The following is a 4,566-nucleotide window of genomic DNA, read 5'->3' on the forward strand; positions in this document are numbered from 1 at the left end:
GGCCGGTTCGGGCTCGCGTTCGTCGCGTCGGGTGCGTCGTCGGTCGGGGACGCGTCCGTGGGGAGCGCGTCCGTGGGCGACGCATCGGTCGGGGAGGCGTCCGTGGGGGAGGCGTCCGACGGCGACGTGGGGTCCGCGTCGGGGCTCCCGACGTCGGGAAGGAGGTCCGCGTCGCTCGGGCCGTCGCCCCGCCACCGGGGCGCGCTCGACGCGCGCGCGCTCGCGTCGCCGTCGAGGAGCGCCTCGAGCGTGTCGAGGACGACCTCGACGTCGGTGTCCGTCCCCCCCTCGACGAGCAGGTCGTCGTCGACGCCGAGCCGGCCGCCGCGCAGGTCCACCAACCCATCCCCCGTCAGGCGCCAGAGGCCCTGCCAGACGCCGACGATGGGGCTGATCGCGTCGTCGTCCACGTACTGCGCCAGCAGGATGCGGTCGCCCGGCTCGACGGTGACGAGATCGTCGACGACCGTCCGTTCCCCGTCCCGCTCGCCGGCGGCGAGGGTCAGGACGTGCGTGTCCCCGGGGTCGTCGACGTCGTCGGGCACGCGGAGGCGCCGCTCGACGTCGATCGCGATGCGGGTCCGCGCCTCGTCGTCGTCGCCCGCCGTCGGATCGACCTCCGTCACCGTTCCGTACAGGACGTGGTCGGCGCGATCGAAGAGCCGTGCGAGGGAGAGGTCCAGCACCGACGTCGCCCCCGTCACCCCCAACGCCAGCGCCAGGGCGAGGACCGCCGCGAGGTCGCACCGCCTCACGGCGTGCCCTCCCCGTCGTCGTCCCGCGCGACGTTCGACGCGTCGGCATCGGTCGGGCTTTCGGTCCGCTCCCGGACGTCGTCGGCGCTGGCGCCCACGCGACGGCTGACGAACGTGTGGCGGTCGGCGTACAGCAGTTCCACCTCGAGATCGAAGCCGAGCAGCGTCGTCGAGGACGCGTCGGCAGGCACGCGGAACAGTTCCGCGTCACCGTCGACGCCGTCCCCCCACGCGACGACGTCGACCGCGAGCCGGCCGTCGCCCCCCTCGACGAACGCCGCGCCGTCCCGCAGCGAGCGCTCCACCGCGTCGGGATCGATCGTCACGGTGTCGTCGTCCCACCGCAGGCGGACGCGCGCCCCCTGCCAGGTGCGGGCGTCGGCGATGCGGGCGCGCAGGACCGTTTCGCCCCGCACCTCGGTGTCGGGGACCGTCAGTTCGAAGGTGGGGACGGGCACGTCGCGGACCCGGATCTCGTACGTTTGGAAGGTCGACGCCAGGTTCCCGTCGGTCACGACGACGGTGAATTCGTAGGCGCCGAGCCGGTCGGGCGTCCCGACGACCACGCCGTCCTGCAGCGACAACCCGGGCGGCAGCGCACCCTCCTCGAGGTCGACGCGGTACGGCCGGAGGCCCCCGACCGCGACGACGTCGGCGCGGTAGGCCTCCCCGACCACCGCGTCGGGCAGGTCGTTGCTGGCGATGCGCAACGGGTCGCCGGGCAGCGGCGCGTCGTCGGCGCAGGCCGCCACCACGACGGCGAGCGCAGCGAGCGCGGCCGCGAGCCACGCCGCGGCGGCTGGGCGCCCGGGGCGCCTCCAGGTTCGCGTCGGCGGGGTCATGGGGTCTCCTTCCGCGGGGCCGCTCGGCCGGCCCGTCACGTCGGGCGCGCGAGGGCCCGTGGTAGCGTCCTCGCGAGCCTACCGCACCGAGCGGCCCGCCTCTTCGCTTGGAGCCCGCCCTTGATCGCGTTCCCCCTCCCCGCCGGCGTGCACCTGACCCGCGCGTTCCACCTCGCGCGCGCGGCCCGGGAGCGCTACGGCGTGGACGACGCGCTCGTCGACCTGCGCGGCCGCGTGCTGGTGATCGAGCCCGCGACCGCGGAGCGCCTCGCGGCGGCGATGCGGCGCGCGCACGCCGCGGAACCGAGCGCGCCGCCCGCCCCGTCCGGCGCGGAGCTACTGGCCGCGGCGCTGCTGGACGAAGCGGTGCACCTGATGCTGGCGCACTACCGGCGGGAGGTCGACCCCACCTGGAGTCGGGACCTCGACGCCGCCCTCCACCTGCGGCTGGGCCACGCCCGCCTCCGCGAGGCGCGCGTCGCCTTCCTGGAGGCGTTCCCGCCGCTCGCGGTGGTGCGCGGCGACGTAGGGGTGGAGGGGTGGTTGTCCGGTCGCGTCGACGGCCTCCCGGCCGGCGAGGTGGCGCTCGAGGAACGCATCGCCGTCCGCCTCGCGAACGAGAACCCCGCGCTGCGGCCCCTACGGACGTTGTTCGACGACCGCGACCTGGGGACGGCCGACCGGGCGCTGGCGGCCGCCCTCGAGCGCGCCGCACGGGAGGCGCCGGGGCTGCCCGGCGCGCCGGGCGAGACGTCGCTGTGGGCGACGTTGCGCGCGCCGTTGCGCGCCAGCCCCGACTCGCTGGAGGGGCAACTGGCGTTCGTGCGGACGCACTGGGGGGCGCGCCTGGGGCCGGCGTTCGCGGCGCTCGTCGGGCGCGTCGACCGGGCGCTCGGGACGCTGCGCGAGCGTGCGGTGGGCGGGCCTCCCGGCCCCCCCGGGCCGGCGCCGGTCCTCGACGCGGCGGCGTTGCAGGGGAGCGAGAGGGCGGAGGTGGAGGCGTTCAGTCCCGACGCCGACTGGATGCCGGGCGTCGTCCTGGTGGCGAAGAACGCGTACGTGTGGCTCGATCAACTGTCGCGCTGGACGGGCCGCGACGTGCGGACCCTCGCCGACGTGCCCGACGCGGCGCTGGCGGAGCTGCGGGCGTACGGCTTCGATGCGCTGTGGTTGATCGGGTTGTGGGAACGCAGCGAGGCGTCGGCGCGCATCAAACGCCGTCGCGGGCAGGAGGACGCCGTCGCCAGCGCCTACGCGTTGTGGGACTACGCGATCGCCGACGACCTCGGGGGGGAGGCGGCGTGGCGGGACCTGCGCGACCGCGCGGCGCGGCACGGGCTGCGCCTCGCGGCGGACATGGTCCCCAACCACGTCGGGATCGACGGACGCTGGGTCGTCGAGCACCCCGACCGGTTGCTGTCGCTCGACGCGCCCCCGTTCCCCGGGTACACCTTCACCGGCCCCGACCTGTCGGGCGACCCGCGCGTGGAGGTGCGCCTCGAGGACGGCTACTGGGACGGCTCCGACGCGGCGGTCGTGTTCGAACGGACCGACGTCGCGACGCAGGAGCGGCGCTACGTCTATCACGGCAACGACGGGACCTCGATGCCGTGGAACGACACCGCGCAGATCGACCTCCTGAACCCCGAGGCGCGCGAGGCGCTGGTGCAGGTGGTGCTGGACGTCGCGAAGCGCTTCCCGATCATCCGCTTCGACGCCGCCATGACGTTGGCGAAGAAGCACGTGCGGCGCCTCTGGTACCCCGCGCCGGGGGAGGGGGGCGCGATCCCGACGCGCAGCGAGCACGGCACGACGTCCGACGCGGCGTTCGAGGCGGCGATGCCGACGGAGTTCTGGCGGGAGGTCGTCGACCGCGTCGCGCGGGAGGCGCCCGGGACGTTGTTGTTGGCCGAGGCGTTCTGGATGATGGAGGGCTACTTCGTGCGGACGTTGGGGATGCACCGCGTCTACAACAGCGCCTTCATGAACATGCTGGCGCGGGAGGCGAACGCCGACTACCAGGACCTCGTGCGCAACGTCCTCGCCTTCGATGCGAAGGTCCTCGGCCGCTTCGTCAACTTCATGAACAACCCCGACGAAGCCCCCGCGATCCGGCAGTTCGGGGACGGCGACAAGGCGTTCGGGGTGACGGCGTTGATGGCGACCCTGCCCGGCCTCCCGATGTTCGGGCACGGGCAGGTGGAGGGCCTGCACGAGAAGTACGGGATGGAGTACCGCCGCGCGAAGTGGGACGAACGCCCGAACGAGGCGCTCGTCGCCCGCCACCGCCGCGAGATCGCGCCGTTGTTGGCGCGCCGGGCGACGTTCGCGGGGACCGAACGGTTCCGCTGGTTCGAGGCGCGCGGCGAGGGGGGGCCCGCACCGGACGTGTTCGCCTACGCCAACGCGGCGCCCGGGGGGGCGTGGGCGATCGTGGCGTACCACAACCGCTACGCCGACGTGCACGTCGCCCTGCGCGACGTCGCGCCGTGGACGACCCGCGCCGGCGCCACGCCGAAGGGCGGCACGTTGGCGTCCGCGCTCGCCCTGGAGGGGGGCGCGGACCGGTTCGTGCGGTGGCGCGAGCACCCCAGCGGCCTCGAGCACCTGGCGCGCTCCGACGCGTGGCGGGAGGGCGGCCTGGAGCTGCACCTCGGGGCGTACGACCTGCGGGTGCTGCTCGACGTGCACGAGGTGCGCGACCCCGACGGGTCGTTGCGGCGCCTCCACGACCACCTCGGCGGGCGGGGCGTGCCCGACCTGCGCGTCGCGGCCCGCGACGTCGCCTTCGCCCCCGTGCACCGCGCCTGGGCGCAGCTCCTTCGGGCGCCGTCCGCGCCGAGCGACGCGGCGCTCGCGGCGTGGGTCCGCCGCGCGCGCGACGCCGACCCCACCGCCGCACGGGTCCTCGCGGCGCACCCCTGGGGTCCGGGGGACGGGGAGGATGCGCCGGACGTCGCGTCCGAGCC

Annotated in this window: 3 protein-coding genes; 1 reads left to right on the plus strand and 2 read right to left on the minus strand. The window is 75.5% G+C overall.

Going from position 1 to position 4,566, the window contains the following annotated elements; translation table 11 throughout:
* On the minus strand, nucleotides 1-755 hold a 755-nt coding region (locus RI554_03235; GenBank protein MDR9391022.1), incomplete at its 3' end, for a hypothetical protein.
* Entirely contained in the window at nucleotides 752-1,597 is an 846-nt protein-coding gene (locus RI554_03240) for an Ig domain-containing protein (GenBank protein MDR9391023.1), read from the minus strand. The genes RI554_03235 and RI554_03240, both read right to left, overlap by 4 nt.
* Nucleotides 1,598-1,717: 120 nt before the next feature.
* Between RI554_03240 and RI554_03245 the strand changes: the two genes are divergently transcribed.
* Nucleotides 1,718-4,566, plus strand: a 2,849-nt coding sequence (locus RI554_03245; GenBank protein MDR9391024.1) for an alpha-amylase family glycosyl hydrolase, incomplete at its 3' end; no start/stop codon positions are given.

The sequence above is a fragment of the Trueperaceae bacterium genome, from assembly GCA_031581195.1.
Lineage (GTDB): Bacteria > Deinococcota > Deinococci > Deinococcales > Trueperaceae > SLSQ01.

What these genes read in the sequence shown, in the direction of transcription:
- RI554_03240 (MDR9391023.1), bottom strand. Translation starts at nt 1,597, where the DNA reads ATGACCCCGCCGACGCGAACCTGGAGGCGCCCCGGGCGCCCAGCCGCC.